Origin of the sequence: Enterococcus sp. AZ109 (assembly GCF_051714625.1) — a bacterium.
In the GTDB taxonomy this organism is placed as follows: Bacteria; Bacillota; Bacilli; order Lactobacillales; family Enterococcaceae; genus Enterococcus_A.
This window is the reverse complement of the sequence record NZ_JBIOSF010000001.1, coordinates 129363-151927: the sequence shown is the minus strand read 5'-3', so window position 1 is coordinate 151927 and position 22565 is coordinate 129363. Positions and strand designations below refer to the sequence as shown.

Here is a 22565-nt window from a genome sequence, read left to right as displayed (position 1 = left end):
TTATACTACCAAAGTTTATAGCAATAATGTCATAAATTTTGGTTATTTAGCTAATTTGCTGATATAGCTCTAGATAACGTTGACTAGATACATCCCAACTGAAGTCCTGTGCCATGGCATTGCGCATTAATTTTTTCCAAACTTTTGGCTCTTGCTGATACAATTCAATTGCTTGCTTTAAGACTTGTAACAAGAAGTAGGACTGATAATCAATAAAACCAAAACCGGTCCCTTCGTGTGTCAATGGATTGTATGGCTGAACCGTATCCTTCAGCCCACCAACTTCATGAACTACCGGCAACGTCCCATACCGCATTGAAATCATTTGCGATAGCCCGCATGGTTCAAAAGCAGACGGCATTAAGAACATGTCCACACCTGCATAAACTTTTTGAGCCAGCTTCACATCAAAGGCAATTTGTATGCTAGTTTTCTCAGGATACTTCTCCCCGAAATAGCGGAAGCCATTTTCGAAATCTGGATCACCTGTTCCAATCAAGATTAGCTGCACATCGAACTGCATAAGGTTTTCCATTTCTTGCAGAAGTAGATGGAAGCCTTTTTGATACGTCAATCGACTTACAATACCAATTACAGGAACATCTTTACGAATCGGAAGACCTAAAAGTTTTTGAAGTTTAGTTTTGTTCACTAATTTCTTATCCAGTTCTTTACTATTATAATGAGTAAAAATTGCTGGATCAGTCATGGGATCAAACATTTCATAATCAATACCGTTCACGATACCGCTTAATTTCCCACTTTCCATGCGTAAAATCACATCTAAGCCTGAACCAAATTCTGCTGTTTTAATTTCTTCCGCATAAGATGGACTCACTGTAGTTACTCGATCAGCGTACAAAACACCGGCCTTCATGAAGTTTACACAGTCCTCAAAACGAATCGTTCCGTCATCATAGCGTTCCGTTCCCATGCCAAACAAATCATAAAGAACTTCACTGCCATATTGCCCTTGAAATTCAATGTTATGAATCGTTAAAACCGTTCGGATTTTGCTGTACTCTTTAATCCAGCTGTATTTTTCCTTTAACAAAAACGGAACCATTGCTGTATGGTAATCATTAACATGAATAACATCAGGAATAAAATCAATCTTTTCCATCATTTCAATTAACGCCAACTGGAAAAATGCAAAACGTTCACCATCGTCATAATCACCGTACAGATTTGGACGATTAAAATAATACATATTGTCAATAAAATAGTAGTCGATACCTTGAAGCCTTAAATGCTTGATGCCGCAATACTGTTTACGCCAACCTACATACACCTCAAATTGGAATAAGTCTTCTACTTTTTCTTTGTATTGCTCACCCATTTTTGAGAAGTACGGTAGCACAACCCGAATGTCCGCCCCTTTTTCTTTTAGTGCTTTAGGCAAGGCTCCTGCTACATCTCCTAAGCCACCTGTTTTAAAGAAAGGCGCACACTCTGCTGCAGCGAATAGTATCTTCATTACTTTTCGCCTCCGTAGATGTCGCTTGTAACATGTGTTCCTTTTTTAATTACCAGCGGCTTCTCAGGCGTTCCTATAATTTTCACTCCTGGATCAACAAACACGTGTTTATCCAAAATCGCATAAGAGATATATGAATTTTTGCTGATTACAGCACTAGCCATAATGATTGAATCACTAACTTCCGCACCCTCTTCTACAACTGAACTACGAGAGAATAACGAATTTTTAACTTTACCTTTAACAATACAACCAGTAGCAAATTGACTGTTATGAACCTCAGAAGTCGATGCGTAATACGTAGCAACTTCATTTTTCAACTTAGTATAGATTTTTTGATTAGAGTAAAGTAAAGAAGAAAATTTCTTCGAGTCTAGCATCGCCATGTTGGCATCATAATAAGCTTTGATATCAAAAATATTGCTTAAGAAACCAGTGTATTCGTAAGCAGAAGTTTTATGCTTATCCATACATTGTGTTAAGAAATCTTGAATAGCTACCGGAGTTCCTTTCTTTTGGCCATCTTCTAATGCATTAATCAACCAGTTTGTTTGTACAATATAAATGTTCATGCAAAGGTTTTTAATGTCTGAATCATTTTGATCGTCAAAATAAGAGTGCTGACCTTCAACCACACCGTGCTCATCAATATTTAAAATAATATCTTGATAAGCAATTTGATCGACAGGCATTTTTTTATACACTACTGTAATTTCGCTATCATGTTGTTGATGAATTTTTAGAACTGCTCTCAAATCAATGTTACATAGCATTTTGTTACCCATAAATACAGTATATTTACTTTTGGATTTCTTTAAATAGTCAATAGCAGCTTCATAGTAAGGGCGACCTTCAGCACGTCTTTGCAAAAAGTCTTGGTAAAAGTGAATGAAGTATTTACTATCAATACTGTCCAAATGCCATTCACGACCACCACCGATATGGTCAAAGACCGAACGAGTCAGCCCTTGATTGAATACCATATAGACAGATTTTACATTCGCATTTACGATGTTTGATAGCGAAAAATCTAGTAAACGATATTTACAATCAAACGGAAGCGTCGCTAGCGGACGTTTCTCAGTTAAAGGCATTAAATCTTGACACTCATGGGCATTTCCCAAAATTGCACACATTTTATTAGCTCTCATCAATCGACACTCCAATCACTTCTGAATAACCTACAACAGCGATTTCATCTTCGCCATTTACAACAGCATTATCGCCTATGATCGCATTCTCACCAACAATAGCTTTGCTGATTTTTGCATTTTTACCAATAGTTGCCCCAGGCATAATTACGCTATCAATAACTTGAGCACCTTCTTTAACCTGAACATCGCTGGATAAAATACTATGAGTTATCTCTCCTGCTACGTAACAACCATCCACCACTAGTGAATCTTTCACATTCGCAGTGTCGGTAAAGAAATGGGGCGGTGAAACAGTGTTTTTAGCAGAAATACGCCACGTTTTATCTCGAATATCTAAGCTATGACTAGGATCAATAAATTCCATGCTGGTTTCCCATAATGAATCGATCGTTCCAACGTCTTTCCAATACCCTTCAAAGTGGTAAGCAAAAACATTGTCTCCCGCTTCCAAGTAGGCGGGAATTACGTGTTTCCCGAAGTCTAACATATGGTCGTCTTTCTGGTAGCTATTTAACAGCATGCTGCGCAAACGACTCCAGTTAAAAATATAAATCCCCATTGATGCTAAATTACTCTTAGGCTCTTCTGGTTTTTCTTCAAACTCAATAATGCGGTCATTTTCATCCGTGTTCATTATACCAAAGCGAGAGGCTTCTTCAATTGGAACACCGATAACTGCTACCGTTAAAGCCGCATTGTTTTCTTTGTGATTTTCTAGCATAGCTTCGTAATCCATCTTGTATATGTGATCTCCTGACAAGATTAAAACGTATTGCGGGTCCATCTGGTCAATGTAATCCATGTTTTGATAGATGGCATGGGCAGTTCCTTCAAACCATTTACTTCCGTCATTGCTTGAATACGGCTGTAAAATCGTAACGCCTGCGTTTAACCCGTCAAAGCCCCAGCTAGAACCATTACCAATATGGCTGTTAAGAGCCAACGGTTGATACTGAGTTACTACACCTACATTGTTAATGCCTGAATTGATGCAATTGCTTAATGTGAAATCGATAATTCGATATCTTCCGCCGAAAGGTACCGCTGGTTTTGCGATATTTTGTGTTAGTTTACCTAAACGCGACCCTTTTCCTCCAGCTAAAATCATAGCTAATATTTCTGTTTTCATTTTTGGATGATGAAGGCAGTCCTTCATCAACCTCCTCTCAACTTATTATTTGTTTTTTCGCCTTAAAACAATTGACTCAGGTTTGAATATCACTGCGCCAAAAGCAGGAACCGTTGTTTTGATTAACTGCTCATAATCTTTAAATGCACTTGGTTCGCTCACACAATCCTCATTGTGTTTAGTCCAAGTTCCCCCAAACTCTTCCATTTCCGTATTCCAAATCTCCTTATACGTACCAGGATATGGAACACCTATATGGAAATCTCTGCGTTCAACTGGTGTCATATTCAAGACCACAATCAAGAAGTCTTTTTTTCGTTTCCCTTGACGCAAATAAGAAAGAACCGACTCCGATGTATTATCTGCATCAATGATTTCAAGTGTTTCATGGGTGTTGTCTAACTCCCATAAAGCAGTCTCGTTCTTGTAAAAATCATTCAATGTAGCAGTAAAATGCTGCATTTTACTATTTAATGAATCCTCTAGATCACCCCACTCTAAACCCTCATCGAATTTCCATTCAAGAAACTGTCCCCATTCACTTCCCATGAATAACAATTTCTTACCAGGATGTGTAATAAAATAGGTGTACAAATTACGAAGCTGAGCAAATTGTTTGTAGCGATCACCCCACATTTTATGCATTAAACTTTTCTTGCCGTGAACTACTTCATCATGAGACAATGGTAAAATATAATTTTCTTGCATCATGTACATAAAAGAAAAAGTAACTAAATTGAAATGATCTTTTCGCAAGATTGGATCCATTTCATAAAAACGTAGAACATCATTCATCCAACCCATATTCCACTTGTAATCAAAACCTAACGCACCAGTTTCCGTCAACCCAGTCACCTGTGTTTCTGATGAGCTTTCTTCAGCTATCATTAAAACATTCGGATGAGCTAGTTTAATAACAGTATTAAGCTTTTGTAAGAAATAATAGCCTTCAAAGTTGCGGTTCCCACCTTCATGATTCGGTGTCCAAGGACCATCATCGTAATCCCTGTAAAGCATACTAGAAACTGCGTCAACTCTAATTCCATCAATATGATACATTTCAATCCAAAATAGTGCACTTGAAATTAGAAAACTTTGTACTTGCGGCTTACCTAAGTCAAAGTTAATTGAACCCCAGCGGACATTTTTTGCGCGATCAGGATCGCTATACTCAAATTGTGCGGTTCCATCATAATACGGCAACGTATCATCATTAATACAAAAATGACCAGGTACCCAATCTACCAACACGCCGATGTTGTTTAAATGACATGCTTCTACGAACTGCTGAAATTCCTCTGGTGTTCCATAATAAGAGCTTAGTGCATAATATCCGATTAGTTGATATCCCCACGAACGTCCTAATGGGTGTTCCATCAAAGGTAAAAATTCTACATGAGTGTAGCCCATTTTCGCCAGGTAAGGAACTAGCTCTTCAGCCAGATCACCAAAACTATAAGGCGTTCCATCTTCATGATGCTTCCAAGAGCTCGCATGAACTTCATAAATGTTCATTGGTCTTTTTAGTGCATTTACTCGCTTGCTGCGGCCCCGCCATAGACCGTCTTTCCATTTCTTCGCCGGAATCGTGTACAGCACAGCTGCATCACCTGGTCTCTTTTCAAATCGAATAGCAAATGGATCAATTTTCATTACTTCACGACCGTCTGCTTGACGTACTTTAAATTTGTAAAGATCTCCCTCATTTGGTTGATCAGTAATGATTTCCCAAATACCCGTTTCAGCTTCAAAATTCATTGGCAGGGTATCTTGCCATTCGTTGAAATCGCCAACTAAAAATACTGCTTTAGCATTAGGTGCCCAAACGCGAAAACAGTATTGTTCATCAGAAAGCCGATGTGCTCCTAATAAATGTTGTACATAAAAATTTTCTCCAGTCAAAAAGTTATTTTTTGCTTGACTTATTTCTGCTGAAAGTTTGTTTGTATTTTCTCCCATACTCATCACCTTAACTATTTTTTGTCGAAAAGAATGAATTTTCACCTTTAAAGAATGAACGTTTCCTAATTATACATCCAACTCTTCTATTTTATAATAACACATTTCCCTAAGTAATACAGCCAAAACCGTTGATTGTAACCAATAAAAACGGCATTAAGATCACTCTCATTTCATTATAATATACTTAGAAATGAAATGCCATATCATAATGGTTATTTTATTACAAAATTTTCGTTTTCCCACTCAAGAATATTCAATATTTATATAATGACATATTTTATAGTTACCTCCGTTATTTTTGTACGCTTGGCTATTTACATAAATTAGTTCTATTTGCCTTTTTTTCTTGTAGTCGATACTCTTATATTGAAAGGAGTGAAATCACATGTTTGATCCAACACTATTAATGATGACTTTTGGCATAAATTTTGCGTATGTCGCTTTAAATACCATTAGGTTCATGTTAACTATAAAAGGTTATCGTCTTTTGGCACCTTTGTTAAGTATGATTGAAATCACAATCTACATCTTAGGGCTTTCAATGGTTTTAGATCGGTTAGATAATCCAATCAATTTGTTTGCCTATGCATTGGGATATGCAATTGGTATTAGTTTAGGAATAAAAATTGAGGATAAGTTAGCTTTAGGTTATATTATGGTAACTGTTATTTTGCCTACAAATACAGAAAACGAAAAGAATTTACCAAAGATACTGCGTGATAACGGCTACGGGGTGACACAGTCTTATGCTGAAGGATTAGAAGGAGAACGGATGGTTTTAGAAATTCTTTCACCTAGAAAAACTGAGCAGACTCTTTATCGATTAATAAAGGAAATCGAAGCTAGGGCATTTATTATTTCATATGTACCTAAATACATTTCTGGCGGTTTTTGGACCAAAAAGATCCGCAAACGTCAAAACAGCTCTGCCACCTAACGCAAATAGGTGGCTGCGACATAAAACGTCACAGCCACTGAAAACCGTATAATTGGTGTTATGGAAGCAGCTCTATTGGAAATAAATCATAACTGCAAAAATATGAGAAGCTATTTTCGACTCATTACTCGGAACGGAAGACTTCTGTCACAACTGCAATCAACGATCTAACGCCATAAGAAAGCGACTATATTTTCCTGTAACTGATCACTACGCGTAACTCTTGAATGACTTCCATTTCTTCCTTTTATTAAAACTTCTTGGTATTTTTTTGTGTGATTTTGCAATAAGAAACGCAAAGAAAATGCACTATGGATCGAAACAGAACCATCACTAGCCGATCCGTCTCCCAAATCACCAGCTATGTTTAAAATTGACAAGTCGCTGGGCAATCTTTTCATAGCTTGATCAAAATAATCATAAATAGGAGTCGTATCACTCGGACCTTGTTCGGTTAACTCATAGGCAAAAATTTCTTCAGTGTCTTCAGCAATCTCTAAATCGTTAAAAGGTGACGCAATCGTCACTAGCCTTCCTACCGCAGGCGTATGACTGTCCTTATACTCCAATAAGTAGCGGAGCGCAGAAACCCCGCCCATAGAATGCGCCACCAAATTCACCTTGCTAACATGCTGTTTATATAAATACCTCATTACTTCAGCGATCCAACGGCTCTGTGTTACCTCATCAGTCACATCTTCGCTAAATAGAACCATAATTGTCGGATTGTCTTGGTTATTTGTCAAATCACCTTCAACTGATAGTCCCCCATCTGGTTTCACAACGATAGTCATTTCCCGCTTAGCAATATTATCCTTCTCGAGCTGGTTTAATAAAGGCCCGAAGGATAAAGAGCTTCCTTGATAGCCATGAATAAATACAGTCGGTATATTGGAATAATGAATACTTTTTTGTTTATTCAACTGCCACGTACTAAAATAGCGGAGTTGCTTGTAGTACATTAGCCCAGCTACTGAAAAAAAACAAAGTAAGAAGACTATAATCCTGGTAAATCTTTTCATACTAATCCTTCTTTTGAATAATGTAAGAGAGCGTTTCCTTGGAGCCCATTAAACAATCTAATAGCTGATAAAAAGCAAAATATCGTGTCACTTCATCTGCTTTTTCCCAAAGTTTTGCAATTTCATCTAGGGATTCTACACTTTTAACAATCGGGGCATTAACTTGTATTGTTGGCTCTAACTCAACTAAGCTAGTCATAACCATTGCTTTAAGAAAGATAGACGATTTTTTAGGTTTTTTACCTTGTAACAAAGTGTCTAAAAGGACTTCTACGTGATTGAAGAAAAATGCTGGATTAACATCCCCTAATAAGTTCTCCAAAGCTTCAAATTGTTTGGGACGCTTTTTTTGCTGATAATAAAAATAATTTGGTAACGTTGCTTGCCAATTACTCCTTTTATTCAAAGTAACCAACGCATAGGACTCATTTTCAATTATCGTTCGACTAGGCAATTCAAAGGAAATTGCCATCAGTCCTGTCAACTCTGTTGGATAAAACATTTCAACAAACATGTAAAGATTGCTAGAATCAATTAATTTTTCTACCTGTTCACTCAGCTCGTTCTTAGGATACTCGTGATAGATTGTTAATATCAGTCGATACCGTCGATCCTTGCGTTCCACAACTCCTGTTTGAATCAATAAGTCTAGACGTTTATCTAATTGCTGGTCTTCTGGAAAAGCGGCCCGAATTTCCCGTAAAATGACTGGCTGCTCCAACTGGTAGAAATACTCAAATAATTCTAACGTTTGAGTGGCTAAAAGACTCTTTTGCAATTGCTTATTGGTTGTAAATAGCTTCATATCTGCTCCGTTTCTAATTATATTCCTAAATAAAAAAACACACAAAAAAGAGGATTATTTTAAATCCTCTTTTTTCTTTTAACCTTCGAATGCCGCAGTCAGTTGCGGAACAACCTGTTTTTTACGAGAAACAACACCTGGCAAGAAAGCACGATCATTTTCTAACTGAACATTAAAGGCTTCAATAACCTTCTCACGTGGTTCACCAGCAACCAGCAATTCTGAATCTGAATTTAAAATATTAGTTACTAGTAACAGGAACAAATCATAACCCTTTTCAGCATTCTCAGCGATCATAGCTGTTTTTAATGCGTCTTGACGAGCAAACACTTCATCGAGATCAACAGTGTTAACTTGAGCAACCCGAACTGTTTTATCAGCCATGGGAAAACTTTTTGCGTCTAAATCTAATAACTCAGCTTCAGATTTATCCGATAGATTGGTTCCAGCTTTTAACATAGCTAAGCCGTAACTATCCAAATCAACATCAGCTATTACAGCTAGTTCTTTTGCTGCAGCCACATCTTGCTCTGTGCAAGTAGGTGATTTGAATAGCAATGTATCAGAAACAATTGCTGATAACATAATGCCTGCAATAGCTTTTGGCACAGTCACATTATTTTCTTTGTACAATTTCAATACGATGGTTGAAGTACAACCTACTGGCTCAGCACGGTAATACAATGGATCGGCTGTTTGAAAATTTGCTATCCGGTGATGATCCACCACTGCTAGAATATTTGCTTTTTCAATATCAGAAATTGATTGTTGAAATTCATTGTGATCCACTAGCATAACATCTGCTTCTTCTGCCACTACACTCTCTACAACACGAGGGGCCGCAAGACCAAAATGATCTAATGCATATTGTGTTTCCTCGCTAGGTGTACCTAGTGCGACTGCTTCAGCATCCACTCCTAGTTCTTTTTGCAAATTAGCAAAGGCAATTGCAGCGCCAATTGCATCAGTATCGGGATTCTGGTGACCAAAAACTAAAACTTTTGTCATAATCATTTCGCTCCTTTAAATAAGTTCTTCTTAATGATATCAAAAAAAACGAAAAGAGCAACCAAGAGTCGCTCTTTTCTAGAAAGTTTATCGGTTTAAATAGCCTTTGTAATCTTCAGTATGGAGAAGTTTCTTTGCATTTTCGACCCGATCATCCGTTGGTGGTTCGATACCCTCTAACGGATATTTTAATCCCATTTCTTCCCACTTGTATTTACCCATCGTATGATAAGGTAATATTTCAACCTTTTGAACGTTCTTCAGGGTTTTAATAAATGTATCTAATCGAATTAAAAATTCGTCATAGTCGCTTCTAAATGGTACTAATACGTGGCGAATCCAAACTGGTTTATTAATGTCTGATAGATACTTCGCCATTTCTAAGATGTTGGCATTGCCTTGACCAGTTAGTTCCTTGTGCTTTTGGTCATCAATTTGTTTGATATCAAATAGAATTAAATCAGTATATTGCATTAATTCTTCAAACTTAGAGAAGAAGGGTTCTTCAAATGTAAATGGTTTCCCGCATGAATCTAGCGTTGTATGTATTCCTTGAGCTTTTGCTTTTTTGAATAAATCAATTAGAAAATCAATCTGCAACAACGGTTCTCCACCGCTGACAGTAATTCCGCCTTTTTTTCCCCAATAGCTCTTGTAATTAACGGCTTCTTCCAAAAGATCATCGGCAGTTCGCTGCTTCGCCTTGGGATCTTTGATTTGCCAAGTATCCGGATTATGACAAAATTGACAGCGCATGCGGCAGCCTTGCATAAAGACGATAAAACGCACACCCGGCCCATCAACCGAACCAAAGCTTTCAATTGAGTGGACATTTCCAATAATCGGTTGTTCAGTCGTTGTCGACATAAACATTTCCTCCTTATGAACATGGGTAAAGGCGAACAGACCTCCGTCCATCCGCCCTTACTTGCGTTACTTTTTTTCAGTTATTACATTTTGTCGTGGAATGTACGGCTGATTACATCTAGTTGTTGTTCACGAGATAAATCGATGAATTTAACTGCGTAGCCAGATACCCGAATAGTAAAGTTAGCATACTCTTCTTTTTCTGGATGTTCCATCGCATCAACTAATTTTTCTTTACCAAATACGTTCACGTTTAAGTGGTGAGCGCCTTGGTCAAAGTAACCATTCAATACATTCGTTAAGTTTTCAATTTGTTCTTCTTCATCATGACCTAAAGCATCAGGATTGATACTTTGGGTATTTGAAATACCATCCAAAGCATATTCGTAAGGCAATTTAGTCAATGAATTTAGAGAAGCTAGCAAACCGTTTTGTTCAGCCCCGTATGATGGGTTTGCTCCTGGTGATAATGGTGCTCCAGCAGGACGTCCATCTGGTAAACTTCCTGTTGCTTTTCCGTAAACCACATTTGAAGTGATTGTAAGAATAGAAGTTGTTGGTTCAGAATCGCGGTAAGTCTTGTAATGTTCTAATTTTTCTAAGAAAGTTTTCAACAACCATACAGCGATGTTATCGGCACGGTCATCGTCATTTCCATATTTAGGAAATTCGCCTTCTGTTTTGTAATCAATTACTAAGCCATCTTCATCTCGAACTGGATAAACTTTTGCGTATTTGATTGCTGACAATGAGTCTACTACGTGAGAGAATCCAGCAATACCTGTTGCAAATGTACGTTTCAAGTTGGTATCCATCAACGCTAATTCAGCTGCTTCATAGTAATATTTATCATGCATGTAGTGGATGCAGTTCAATGTGTTTACATATAAACCTGCTAACCATTCTAGCATGTCATCGTATTTTTCCATTACTTCTTCAAAGTCTAATGCATCATCTGAAGAAATCGGACGGAATTTAGGTCCTACTTGTGTTTTAGACTTTTCATCTACCCCACCATTGATTGCATAAGTCAAAGCTTTCGCAAGGTTGGCACGAGCGCCAAAGAATTGCATCTCTTTACCCGTTTCAGTAGCTGAGACACAGCAGCAAATTGCGTAGTCATCTAACCAGATTGGACGCATTACATCATCATTTTCGTATTGAATTGAAGAAGTTTCAATTGAAATCTTCGCAGCATAATCTTTGAATCCTTCTGGTAACCGTGAAGAATACAAAACAGTCAAGTTTGGTTCAGGAGAAGGTCCCATGTTTTGCAACGTACGTAAGAATCGGAAGTCGTTCTTAGTTACTAATGTACGTCCGTCCATACCCATACCAGCGATTGAAAGAGTTGCCCATACAGGATCGCCAGAGAACAATTCATTGTATGAAGGAATACGCGCAAATTTCACCATACGTAGTTTCATTACTAAATGGTCAATCAATTCTTGTGCTTCTGCTTCGTTAAGCAAACCGTTGCTGATATCACGTTGGATGTAGATATCTAAGAAGGTAGATACACGTCCGATTGACATAGCAGCGCCATTTTGTTCTTTGATAGCAGCTAAGTAACCGAAGTATACCCATTGAACAGCTTCTTTAGCATTTTCAGCAGGGCGAGAAATATCGTAGCCATAAGCTGCAGCCATTTCTTTCATGCGTTTTAATGCTTTGTATTGGTCATTAAGCTCTTCACGCAAACGAATATCTTCGTCAGTGTATTGTCCGTTACCAACATTAGCATGATCTTTCAATTTTTCTTGCATCAAGTAGTCAATTCCGTACAATGCTACACGACGGTAATCACCAACGATACGTCCGCGTCCGTAAGTATCAGGAAGACCTGTGATGATTTTGTTACGACGTGCTGCACGAATTTCTGGTGTGTACACTTCGAAAACACCTTGGTTATGTGTTTTATGATATTCATTAAAGATTTCAGTATATTTAGGGTTTGGAGTATATCCGTAGCTTTGTAGTGCTTCTTCAGCCATACGAATACCACCATAAGGCATAAATGCACGTTTTAACGGTTTGTCTGTTTGAAGTCCAACAACTTTTTCATCGTCTTTTAACTCTTCATCGATGTAACCAGCGCCATATGCATTTGCTGAAGAAACAACATCTGTTTCCATATCCAAAACGCCGCCGTTTTCACGCTCTTGTTTTTGTAGTTCTTGCAATTTGCCCCATAGTTTATTGGTAGCATCAGTTGCTTCTGACAAGAAATCAGCGTTTCCTTCATACGGTGTATAGTTAGCTTGGATAAAATCACGTGTGTTTACTTCTGTTTTCCAAATTGTTCCTTTGAATCCATTCCATGCTGCTTTCTCTGTTACATTCAACTTTTCAAGCTCTTTTGTTGCAGTTCCCATTTAAGAGAGACCTCCTTAGAAATTATGACCATTTTTGATTGCTACAGCTTTACAGTCACAGTATAACACATTTCAAGGCTATTGCAATAGTTTCATGTAAAAAGTTTAACAAGTCTCTTATAAAACCCTTGATATCGTTAACAACGTTATAATATCAACGATTAAACCTTATTAACAATTGTTAAGGAAGCCTCTAAAATAGATACTGATTAGCTATATGTGAGCAAAAAAACGGCGTCTGTACTAATACAGTTAGCCGTTCAAATCATTTTTTTATAACACAGTTACTCGATTTGTTCATCCCATTGTTTTGGTTCGTAAACCGCTAATACTTCGCCATCTTTCTTTTCTTCAATGGCAAAAGAGCCATTTGCTAAACGGTCACTGACTGGTATTTTTTTGATGTCCATAACTTTTGTTGTCCCTTTTTGTGTCAGCAGTTCAATTTCGCCTTCTGGTGTATCTGTTAAGTAAACTAGACGATGCGCATTTTTCTTCAGCTCTCTGAAAATCATTAGTCCTCGTTTTGCACGACCTAGCTGAGGTAGCTCTTGAGCTAGCATTCGTTTCACTGCCCCACGCTGACTAACTAGGACAATAGGTGAATCTCCTTCAGATAGGATAAGTGCCCCGCCTGAAACAAAGTCTCCGTCTTTCAGATTAACTGCTTTTACTCCAGCAGCCTTAGCTCCAACAACCGGAACTTCTTCCAACGGATACCTTAACCCAAATCCGCGATAAGTACCTACAAAGACATCTAGGTTCTTAACATTTTTAATTAATTGGACTGAGATAACTCTATCTGTATCACTTTTTAATTTTATAGCAAGAGTTGGACGGCTCTTATAGGTGCGCCAAGGAGAAAATTCTGTCATACGTGTCTGCTTAATCATGCCTTCTTTAGTCATAAGAACAAACAACTGATTTGCGTCAATTTCTTTGTAAGGAAAGACCGCCATAATTTCTTCGTCCACTTTAAGATTGGTAATAGTCTGAGAAATATGCTCACCAACGTCTTTCCATTTCAGATCAGCAATCTCGTGAACCGGTCGATAGATCATATTCCCGCGATTGGTTAGAATCAATACATGCTCGAGAGTATTCATCTTTTGAGCAAATAGTACCCGGTCGCCATCCTTTTTACCAAGCTCTTCAGGACGTGAAGCGTTGTACGAACGTAAACTACTGCGCTTTAGGTAACCTTCTTGAGTAACCGAGACGATTACATCTTCTTGGGCAATCAGAACTTCTGTATCAATTTTGATCTCCGTAATTTGATCTTCAATTTTGGTTAAGCGTCCATTTCCGTACCTTTTTTTAATTTGACGCAACTCTTGCTTCATCACTTTATTCAATTCACGTTCATTGGACAAAATTAATTGCAATTCTTTAATTTCAGCTGCTAGCTCCGCAGCTTCCTTTTTCAACTGCGTAATATCGGTATTAGTTAAACGGTATAGCTGCAAGTTCACTATCGCCTCTGCTTGCTCTTCTGTAAAGTCGAACTTTTTCACCAAATTTCCTTTGGCGTCCTTTTTATCTTTACTTTCTCGAATAGCCGCAATCACTTCATCAAGAATGGACAAAGCCTTCATTAAACCTTCAACTATATGTTGTCGTTTCTGTGCTTTTATTAATTCGTACTGACTACGTTTAGTTATTACTGACTGACGATGGCCGATATAGCTAGTAAGAATATGCTTTAAGCCTACTTGACGCGGTGTCATATTATCAATAGCGACCATGTTAAAATTATAATTGATTTGCAAATCAGTATTTTTGAATAAATAGTTTAAAATACCTTCTGCATTCGCATCTTTTTTCAGTTCAACGACAATTTGCAATCCAGTACGATCAGTTTCATCGCGCACTTCGGCAATTCCGTCAATTTTCTTATTCAGACGGATCTCATCCATCTTTTTCACTAAGACAGCTTTGTTCACTTCGTAAGGAACTTCATGAATAACGATCTGCTGCTTGCCACCCTTTAACGGTTCAATCGAGGTTTTCGATCGCAGAATGACTTTTCCTTTACCTGTTTCATAAGCTTTTTTTATTTCATCTTTTCCTTGTAAAATACCACCGGTTGGAAAATCCGGACCCGGAATAAATTCCATGATTTTCTCTAGACTGGCATTGGGATGATCCAGCAAATAAATCGTACCATCAATCACTTCTGACAAGTTATGGGTCGGAATCTCGGTAGCATATCCTGCTGAAATCCCAGTAGAACCATTGATTAACAGGTTAGGGTACGCAGCTGGTAACACAGTTGGTTCTTTTTCTGTATCGTCAAAGTTCCAAACTAAATCGACAGTATCTTTTTCAATATCCCTTAACATCTCGCCGCTTAGTTGGGAGAGACGTGCCTCCGTATAACGCATCGCTGCCGGTGGATCACCATCCATTGATCCGTTATTTCCGTGCATCTCAATCAAAACTTCTCTAAGTTTCCAATCTTGACTCATTCGAACCATTGCTTCATAAATTGAACTGTCACCATGAGGATGATAATTCCCCATAATATTTCCGACAGATTTAGCTGACTTGCGAAAGCCTTTGTCATAAGTATTGCCATCTTTATTCATTGCATACAGAATACGGCGTTGTACTGGCTTCAGACCATCTCGTACATCTGGCAACGCCCGTTCTTGAATTATATATTTTGAGTAACGACCAAAGCGGTCACCCATGACTTCTTCCAATGTTAATTCTTGAATTGACTGTTTATTTTCCATCTGTTGACCACCACCTACTCTTCAAACAATTGTTCAGCATCGTAATTTTCTTCATCCAGCAGCTCATTAGAGACAGATGATTGAATCTCATCTTTATTTTCCAATAAACTACCCTCTTCTTCCATTGTAAACTGAACATGACTTTCAATCCATTTGCGTCGTGGTTCGACCTTATCACCCATTAGCGTTGTCACGCGGCGTTCTGCCTTTGCTGCATCATCAATTCGCACACGAACCAATGTCCGATGTTCAGGATCCATCGTCGTTTCCCATAATTGTTCAGCATTCATTTCCCCTAAACCTTTGTATCGCTGCAACATGTAACCTTTACCTATTCTATCAATGACACCTGCCAGCTCATCATCAGTCCAAGCATATTCCATCACTTGTTTTTTTCCAGAACCTTTGGACACTTTATATAAAGGCGGTAATGCAATGTATATTTTTCCCGCCTCAATTAATGGCTTCATGTAACGGTAGAAAAAGGTTAAAAGTAATACTTGGATATGAGCACCATCAGTATCCGCATCGGTCATAATTATTACTTTGTCGTAATTGCAATCGTCAATGGAAAATTCAGGACCAACACCCGCACCAATAGTGTAGATCATGGTATTGATTTCTTCATTTTTTAAAATATCTTGCAATTTGGCTTTCTCCGTATTAATTACTTTTCCACGCAAGGGTAAAATCGCTTGAAACTTCCGATCCCGGCCTTGCTTGGCAGAGCCTCCCGCTGAATCTCCTTCAACTAAGAAAAGTTCGTTTCGTTTAGCATTGCGTGATTGAGCTGGAGTTAGTTTACCCGACAGCAGGGATTCACCCTTTTTGCGTTTTTTTCCGTTACGACTTTCTTCACGTGCCTTACGAGCAGCTTCACGTGCTTCTCTAGCCTTTATAGCCTTACGAACAAGCATTTGGCTAGTGTCGCTGTTTTCCTGCAAGTAGAAGCCCATCTGTTCGCCTATAACGCTATCTACAACACCACGAGCTGCTGGTGTTCCTAATTTTTCTTTAGTTTGGCCCTCAAATTGTAATAAGTTTTCAGGAACCCGAATAGATAAGACGGCCGAAAGTCCTTCACGAAAATCTGAGCCCTCCAAATTCTTATCTTTTTCTTTTAATAAACCTGTTTTTCGTGCATATTCATTAAAAGCCTTCGTCATTGACGTTTTCATTCCAGCTTCATGGGTACCGCCATCTTTAGTCCGTACGTTATTAACAAAAGACAAGACGTTTTCAGAATACCCATCGTTGTACTGATAAGAAAATTCCACTTCAATGCCATCTTTGTCACCAGAAAAGTAGGTGATTGGTGTTAAGGTGTCTTTGTCTTCATTTAAGTATTCAACAAATTCTTTGATACCCTCTTCAAAAAGGAAGACTTCTTCCTTAACTTCTTCTCCCCGCAAATCAGTTATTGCTATTTTTACACCTCGTAATAGGAAAGCTGATTCCCGTAAACGTTCAGAAAGAGTTTCATAAGAAAAGCGTACGGTCGAAAAGATTGTATCATCTGGTAAGAAATGAACACTTGTCCCATTAGGCTGACGCGTTTTACCAATCTTTTTCAAACTACCTTGTGGTTTGCCGCCGTCTTTAAATTTTTGTACATATTCGACACCATCACGAACAATTGTAACAGTTAGCCATTTCGACAAGGCATTGACGACACTAGCACCCACACCATGGAGACCACCAGATGTTTTATAGCCGCCTTGTCCAAACTTACCTCCTGCATGCAAAATAGTGAAAATTACTTCGACTGTAGGAATACCAGATGCATGCATCCCAACAGGCATTCCACGTCCTTTATCGCTTACAGTCACGCTATTATCGGCATGTAAAGTTACATTGATTTCACTGCCAAATCCAGACAGCGCTTCGTCGACTGCGTTGTCAACGATTTCATAAACTAGATGATGTAGACCACGTCCATCTGTGGAACCAATATACATACCAGGTCTTTTTCTAACTGCTTCTAAGCCTTCTAAGACCTGAATCGAAGCATCATTGTATTCATTGTTGTTTTTTGTAGCCAAGCTAACAGCTCCTTATCTAAAAATACATCATTGCTATGATACGCTAAAAAAGCCTAAAAAAAAAGCCTTCCGATGACCCGAGAAGGCATTTTATCAATTTTTAGACAGAAAATCAACTAGCTCTTAAGCTCTTTTAGCTAATTCAATTTTGATACAACGGTCCATGACAATGTCATTTCTGCCCTGTTCTTGCAACGTTTCAGCCGCTTTTTCACTACTTAAGCCCAATTGAGCCCAAAAAACTTTTGCATCAGTTGCTAAGAATTCTTTAGCAACCTGTGGTAAAAATTCGCTACGGCGGAAAATATCTACAATATCAATATGTTCAGGCACATCTGCTAATGTCGCTACCACCTGAATTCCCGCTACCATTTGACCACCCAATTTAGGATTTACACCATACACAGTATAACCCGCATTTTTTAGTAATTGAGCGATTTGATGGCTGGTTTTATCAGCGTTTTCACTATAGCCGACTACTGCAATCACTTTTGCAGAGTCTAAATATTCAAAAATGGTTTCTTGACTTGGATTTTCAAATTGCATATTATGACCACCTTTCTTAATAGTTAGTATATCATTGCTTTAGTGATTGTTCACCTATTTCAAATCTGTTAAAATAACTGTAACAACTATGAAATGGGGAAGTCCAATGAAAACAGCTATGCTTTTATTGCTAGCTTATTTTTTAGGTTCGATTCCTTCGGGCGTTTGGATCGGAAAAATTTTCTTTAAAAAAGATATTCGTGACTACGGCAGTGGAGGAACGGGAACCACTAACACCTTCCGTATATTAGGTAAACCAGCCGGCTTTGTGGTATTTGCGATTGATCTTTTGAAGGGTACTCTTGCCACCAGCCTGCCAATCCTTTTCCATTTAAATGTCAATCCCTTATGGTTTGGTTTAGTCGCTGTTGTCGGACATACATTGCCGATTTTTGCCGGATTCAAGGGCGGGAAAGCTGTCGCAACCAGCGCCGGAATGTTGTTAGGCTACAGTCCTTTATTTTTCTTTTACTCGTTGGTATTCTTTTTAATTGTTTTGTATATTACTAGCATGGTGAGTGCTACCAGCATGCTCTCGGCTATTTTCGTAACAGCTTCCACCGTCGTTCTACCGATAATCTGGCCTGCCATCCTGCCGGAACACAATTGGCTGTTAACCCTTATCTGTCTTGTACTGACGACCTATATTATCTATCGCCATCGGGAAAACCTTCAGCGAATCAAAAATGGCACTGAAAGCCGCGTACCTTTTGGATTAAACAAAAAGGAGTCTTAAATTGGACATCAACGAACAATTAACTGACTGGGCAGTTGAACTACAATCTTTAGCCCAAGCTGGATTGGCTTACACTAAAGATTCCTTCGACAAAGAGCGCTTCGAACGTATTCGTACAATGGCTGTCGAAATGCTGTCGGTTCAATCACCGTTGCCGGAATTGAAAATCAAAGAATTATTTGCTGAAGAGACTGGCTATCCAACGCCCAAGCTTGACACTCGAGCAGCAATCTTTGAAGGTGACAAAATTCTTTTAGTCCAAGAAAGCAACTACAAGTGGTCGCTGCCTGGTGGTTGGGTAGATATTGATCAATCTATTAGAGAGAATACGGTAAAAGAAGTAAAAGAAGAGACTGGCTTTGATGCGCAAGCGCTAAAAATCATTGCTTTGCAAGATCGAAATCGCCACAATCTGCCTCGTTATGCCTATGGTATTTGCAAAATTTTTGTCCTTTGCGAAATAACCGGTGGACAATTTGAAGAAAATCTTGAAACCTTACAGATTGGCTGGTTTGATTTCAACGATCTACCAGAATTAGCCGAAGAAAAAACCACAACTGAACAAATCGCTCTTTGTTTTGCTGCTAAAAATGATCCAAATTGGCAAGTACTTTTTGATTAAAAACAAGTGCCTATAAAAAACGCCGATCTCTCGGCGTTTTTTTGTGGTCTTATTTTTTATCTAACAGTAATTGAAAACTGAGTTTTAAATGTTTCAGCAGGTGACAGAAGATTCATACCAGGCTTGTCTTCCAGCTTTCCATTACTGTCTACCGTATCAGCGAACCCCCACCATGGTTCAATACAAACAAATGGAGCTTCTTTGGGATAAGGCGACCAAAAACCCACATAAGGAATATGGTTATACGCCAGCGTGACACTATGCGGCGAGTCCTCTGCACTAATAGTAAAAGCATTCAGGCCTTTAGTTTCATAAATCAGCGCATCATTTTGGAACAGATCGTGGCTAATTCGAATATTCGTATTGGTTTGACCAAGCGTTTTTTGATCCAAATTGGCATAAGGTCCTTCTAAAGGAATTTTCACCCGTGATTTTTGTGGTGAAAAAGAGAAGAAGTAATCTTCAAAATCCAGCCCTTTTTCCATCGGAACGTTAAAAGCCGGATGGCCGCCTAGAGCAAACAGCATTTCGTCATCTCCGGTATTCTCTACCTCAAAACGGATACGTAAGCCTTCACCCCAAACTTCATAGCTGACAGTTAACAGAAAATCAAATGGATAGACTTCCTTGGTCTTCTCGCTGCTTTTCAAGACTAAAACGACTTTTTCTTCCGTTTGTTTCTTTACTTGAAATGTTTCGTCACGAGCAAATCCATGTTGCGACATTGGATATATTTTGCCTTTATAACTATACTGATCATCTTTTAAACGACCGACAAAAGGAAACAGAATTGGTGCATGTCGCCCCCAAAACGCCGGATCTGCCTGCCAAATATACTCTATCTCGTTTGCTTTCAAGCTTGTTAACTCGGCGCCTTTTTCATTAATTATTGCTTGTAAGTAGTCATTTTTAATTATTACTGTCATAAGCTTCCGCCTCTCTATTGATGTCGAACCAATTCTTTTTTGAATAAGGGGTTTAATACTTTCAGATACGTCCCCTTCATTCCTAGCGAGCGTGACTCAATAATACCTGCTGACTCTAATTTACGCAAAGCATTGACAATAACCGAACGAGTAATGCCAATTTTGTCAGCGATGTTAGAAGCTGTTAAACGACCTTCATCACCTTCTAAGGCTTCAAAAATTGCTTTGACTGCCTTTAATTCACTATATGAAAGTGTGCTAATAGCCATTTGTACAGCTGTTTGACTACGAACCTTTTCTTCCACATGTAAGAATTGTTGATACAATATTTCCATCCCAATAACTGTTGCCCCATACTCTGCCAACACTAGATCATCTTCTGTGAACGATTCTTCTGTTCGAGCAATTATGATTGTGCCTAAACGCTCGCCAGAACCAAAGATTGGGACGATGGTGGTTACCCCATTAGGATAGTACTGCGCACGTTCAGTTGGGAATGCCGTTCCAGAACTTCCACTAGGAATATTTGCTTCGGTTTTTATAACCTGTGTCAGCTCCTCTACATAACTATCCGGAAATTGTCGATCTACTAAAAACGACTTCACACGATCATTGTTGATATCAATTTTTTCATTGTAACCTAAAAGTTTCCCTTTAGAATCAATGATATATGACAATGAATCCAGCACATCACCCAAGATACGCGCCATATTATTGTACGGTAGCTCAGCCGTTGGTTCAAAAGCATTTTTCTGCTGCATCAATTTGTTTATCTGGCGCGTCTTTTCTAATAAGGTTACCATCATTTCCCCTCCGAACTATAGAATATAACGACTTAAATCTTTATTCTGAGCTATTGAAGCCAATTTCTCATCAACGTACGCTTCAGTAATCGTAATTTCTCCCATTTGCATATCTGGCGCTTCAAACAGCAAATCTTCTAAAAGTTTTTCTAAAATTGTGTGCAGTCGTCTAGCACCAATATTATCAGTTTCACGGTTCACATCAAAAGCAATTTTAGCTAATTTCTCGATCGCTTCTTGCGTGAAAATCACTTTAACATTTTCCGTTCCAATCAAATCAATATATTGTTGAATCAGTGCATTGTTGGGTTCAGTTAAGATTCGAACAAAATCTTCAGCAGTTAAATCATCTAGTTCAACTCGAATTGGAAAGCGCCCTTGCAATTCCGGTATCAAATCGCTTGGTTTTGAAAAACTAAAGGCCCCGCTAGCAATAAACAAAATATGATCTGTTTGAATAGCTCCATATTTTGTGTTCACTTGTGATCCTTCCACGATTGGCAAAATATCTCGTTGAACGCCTTCACGAGAAACTTCACCTGCGTTTTGTTGAGATTTAGAGGTAATTTTATCGATTTCATCAATAAAGATAATCCCTGAGCTTTGAGCCAATTTTATTGCTGCTGTATGAATGTCAGCATCGTTGACTAGTTTGGCCTGTTCTTCTTTGACTAGTAGTTCTTGAGCATCTTTCACAGTCACTGTACGTTGTATTTTTTTAGTAGGGGTCAAGGCACCCAAGGTATCATTTAGATCGATCCCCATTTGTTCTAGGCCGTTATTCATTGGCATTGTTTTTTTAGGTTCATCAACTTCAATGGTCACTTCACGGCCGTCTAGCTGACCTTTTTCCAACTGTTCCAAAATCGTTTTGCGATTGACCTTGATTTCTTCCGTCAATTCTTCCTGCGGCTCGGCTTGTTGGCTTTGATTAAAGATGTTCATCATTTGCTCATACGGATTATTCGATTTCTTTTGTTCTCGTTTAATTCCTGGAACTAACGCTTTGACCAAACGCTTATTGGCCCGTTTCAACGCTTTGCTATAAACCTGTGAGTACTGTTGTTTTTCAACTATCGTAATCGCATTTTCCACTAAATCTCGTACCATAGATTCGACATCGCGACCTACGTAACCCACTTCGGTGAACTTTGTTGCTTCTACTTTTACAAAAGGCGCCTTGACTATGCGCGATAAACGGCGTGCAATCTCGGTCTTGCCGACACCAGTAGGTCCGATCATTAAAATGTTTTTAGGTGTGACCTCTTGTTGCATGCTTTCTTCAAGTTGCATTCGACGATAACGATTGCGTAACGCAACAGCAACAGAGCGTTTTGCTTCATTTTGACCAATAATATATTGATCCAACTCGCTAACAATCTCTCTTGGCGTTTTATTAATTTCTGACATTCAACA

Annotated in this window: 18 protein-coding genes; 3 read left to right on the top strand and 15 right to left on the bottom strand. The window is 38.5% G+C overall.

Features of this window, described 5'->3' with window-relative positions:
* Positions 1-46 precede the first annotated feature (46 nt).
* The 4 genes from glgA to glgB are packed head-to-tail and all read right to left on the bottom strand — an operon-like array spanning position 47 to position 5719.
* Positions 47-1477 carry a glycogen synthase GlgA gene (gene glgA / locus IGI42_RS00715; RefSeq protein ID WP_438713616.1) on the bottom strand — a complete coding sequence of 477 codons (1431 nt, stop codon included), beginning with the start codon at positions 1475-1477 and terminating at the stop codon, positions 47-49.
* Positions 1477-2628: a glucose-1-phosphate adenylyltransferase subunit GlgD gene (gene glgD / locus IGI42_RS00710; protein ID WP_438713614.1), complete on the bottom strand. Its 1152-nt coding sequence runs from the start codon at positions 2626-2628 to the stop codon at positions 1477-1479. Before glgD ends, glgA begins: the two co-directional genes overlap by 1 nt.
* Positions 2618-3760 (bottom strand): glucose-1-phosphate adenylyltransferase, encoded by a 1143-nt coding sequence (locus IGI42_RS00705; protein ID WP_438716985.1) that lies wholly within the window; start codon positions 3758-3760, stop codon positions 2618-2620. The genes glgD and IGI42_RS00705 overlap by 11 nt, the downstream gene beginning before the upstream one ends.
* 45 nt (positions 3761-3805) lie before the next feature.
* Positions 3806-5719, bottom strand: coding sequence for a 1,4-alpha-glucan branching protein GlgB (glgB, locus tag IGI42_RS00700; RefSeq protein ID WP_438713613.1), 1914 nt, complete (start codon positions 5717-5719; stop codon positions 3806-3808).
* 388 nt (positions 5720-6107) lie between these two features.
* Here glgB and IGI42_RS00695 point away from each other — a divergent pair, with 388 nt between their 5' ends.
* Positions 6108-6659 carry a DUF2179 domain-containing protein gene (locus tag IGI42_RS00695; RefSeq protein WP_438713611.1) on the top strand — a complete coding sequence of 184 codons (552 nt, stop codon included), beginning with the start codon at positions 6108-6110 and terminating at the stop codon, positions 6657-6659.
* A 167-nt stretch (positions 6660-6826) separates the two neighbouring features.
* Here IGI42_RS00695 and IGI42_RS00690 read toward each other — a convergent pair whose 3' ends face one another.
* The 8 genes from IGI42_RS00690 to IGI42_RS00655 all read right to left on the bottom strand — a co-directional run bounded on the left by IGI42_RS00690 (position 6827) and on the right by IGI42_RS00655 (position 18062).
* On the bottom strand, positions 6827-7621 hold the full coding sequence (locus tag IGI42_RS00690; protein ID WP_438713610.1) for an alpha/beta hydrolase: 795 nt from the start codon (positions 7619-7621) through the stop codon (positions 6827-6829).
* A 61-nt stretch (positions 7622-7682) separates the two neighbouring features.
* A complete protein-coding gene (locus tag IGI42_RS00685; protein WP_438713609.1) occupies positions 7683-8486 on the bottom strand; it encodes a DUF1803 domain-containing protein in 804 nt (267 codons plus the stop codon).
* A 78-nt stretch (positions 8487-8564) separates the two neighbouring features.
* Positions 8565-9494, bottom strand: coding sequence for a manganese-dependent inorganic pyrophosphatase (locus tag IGI42_RS00680; protein ID WP_438713608.1), 930 nt, complete (start codon positions 9492-9494; stop codon positions 8565-8567).
* A gap of 87 nt (positions 9495-9581) precedes the next feature.
* Positions 9582-10361 carry a pyruvate formate-lyase-activating protein gene (gene pflA / locus IGI42_RS00675; RefSeq protein ID WP_438713607.1) on the bottom strand — a complete coding sequence of 260 codons (780 nt, stop codon included), beginning with the start codon at positions 10359-10361 and terminating at the stop codon, positions 9582-9584.
* 83 nt (positions 10362-10444) lie between these two features.
* A complete protein-coding gene (pflB, locus tag IGI42_RS00670; protein ID WP_438713606.1) occupies positions 10445-12736 on the bottom strand; it encodes a formate C-acetyltransferase in 2292 nt (763 codons plus the stop codon).
* 284 nt (positions 12737-13020) lie between these two features.
* Entirely contained in the window at positions 13021-15474 is a 2454-nt protein-coding gene (gene parC, locus IGI42_RS00665) for a DNA topoisomerase IV subunit A (RefSeq protein WP_438713605.1), read from the bottom strand.
* Between the two features lie 14 nt (positions 15475-15488).
* Complete coding sequence (parE, locus tag IGI42_RS00660) at positions 15489-17516, bottom strand: DNA topoisomerase IV subunit B (protein WP_438713604.1); 2028 nt, start codon at positions 17514-17516, stop codon at positions 15489-15491.
* 123 nt (positions 17517-17639) lie between these two features.
* Complete coding sequence (locus IGI42_RS00655; RefSeq protein WP_438713603.1) at positions 17640-18062, bottom strand: CoA-binding protein; 423 nt, start codon at positions 18060-18062, stop codon at positions 17640-17642.
* Between the two features lie 106 nt (positions 18063-18168).
* Between IGI42_RS00655 and plsY the strand changes: the two genes are divergently transcribed.
* Both plsY and IGI42_RS00645 read left to right on the top strand, forming a co-directional pair.
* Positions 18169-18798 (top strand): glycerol-3-phosphate 1-O-acyltransferase PlsY, encoded by a 630-nt coding sequence (gene plsY, locus IGI42_RS00650; protein ID WP_438713602.1) that lies wholly within the window; start codon positions 18169-18171, stop codon positions 18796-18798.
* Between the two features lie 7 nt (positions 18799-18805).
* Positions 18806-19420 carry an NUDIX hydrolase N-terminal domain-containing protein gene (locus IGI42_RS00645; protein WP_438716983.1) on the top strand — a complete coding sequence of 205 codons (615 nt, stop codon included), beginning with the start codon at positions 18806-18808 and terminating at the stop codon, positions 19418-19420.
* 56 nt (positions 19421-19476) lie between these two features.
* Here IGI42_RS00645 and IGI42_RS00640 read toward each other — a convergent pair whose 3' ends face one another.
* Genes IGI42_RS00640 through hslU form a run of 3 tightly spaced genes read right to left on the bottom strand, consistent with a single transcriptional unit; the run spans position 19477 to position 22559 of the window.
* Positions 19477-20346 carry an aldose 1-epimerase family protein gene (locus IGI42_RS00640; protein WP_438713601.1) on the bottom strand — a complete coding sequence of 290 codons (870 nt, stop codon included), beginning with the start codon at positions 20344-20346 and terminating at the stop codon, positions 19477-19479.
* A gap of 14 nt (positions 20347-20360) precedes the next feature.
* On the bottom strand, positions 20361-21149 hold the full coding sequence (gene codY, locus IGI42_RS00635) for a GTP-sensing pleiotropic transcriptional regulator CodY (protein ID WP_438713600.1): 789 nt from the start codon (positions 21147-21149) through the stop codon (positions 20361-20363).
* 15 nt (positions 21150-21164) lie between these two features.
* On the bottom strand, positions 21165-22559 hold the full coding sequence (hslU, locus tag IGI42_RS00630) for an ATP-dependent protease ATPase subunit HslU (protein ID WP_438713599.1): 1395 nt from the start codon (positions 22557-22559) through the stop codon (positions 21165-21167).
* Between the last annotated feature and the right edge of the window lie 6 nt (positions 22560-22565).